At 50.0% G+C, this 290-nt stretch carries 2 tRNA genes and 1 rRNA gene; all 3 read left to right on the top strand.

The features are described from left to right. Positions 1-90 (top strand): 5S ribosomal RNA (rrf, locus tag LQ679_RS14745); the annotation flags it as partial. 27 nt (positions 91-117) lie between these two features. Continuing rightward, a tRNA-Val gene (locus tag LQ679_RS14740) sits at positions 118-193 on the top strand. A gap of 6 nt (positions 194-199) precedes the next feature. Then, positions 200-275, top strand: a tRNA-Thr gene (locus tag LQ679_RS14735). The last annotated feature ends 15 nt before the right edge of the window (positions 276-290 follow it).

Raw genomic sequence — 290 nt, 5'->3', positions numbered from 1 at the left:
CACCTGTTCCCATGCCGAACACAGAAGTTAAGCTCTTTAGCGCCGATGGTAGTTGGGCTTACGTTCCGCGAGAGTAGGACGTTGCCGGGCAGGTAATAATATTACATAATTTTAAATGGAGAATTAGCTCAGCTGGGAGAGCATCTGCCTTACAAGCAGAGGGTCGGCGGTTCGAACCCGTCATTCTCCACCATTTAAAGCCGGCCTAGCTCAACTGGTAGAGCAACTGACTTGTAATCAGTAGGTTGGGGGTTCAAGTCCTCTGGCCGGCACCATGTTTTAGAGCCATT

It is taken from the genome of Mammaliicoccus sp. I-M35 (genome assembly GCF_022386455.1).
Taxonomy (GTDB): Bacteria; Bacillota; Bacilli; order Staphylococcales; family Staphylococcaceae; genus Mammaliicoccus; species Mammaliicoccus sciuri_A.
The sequence above is the reverse complement of the archived record's forward strand: the minus strand, read 5'-3'. Positions and strand labels throughout refer to the sequence as shown.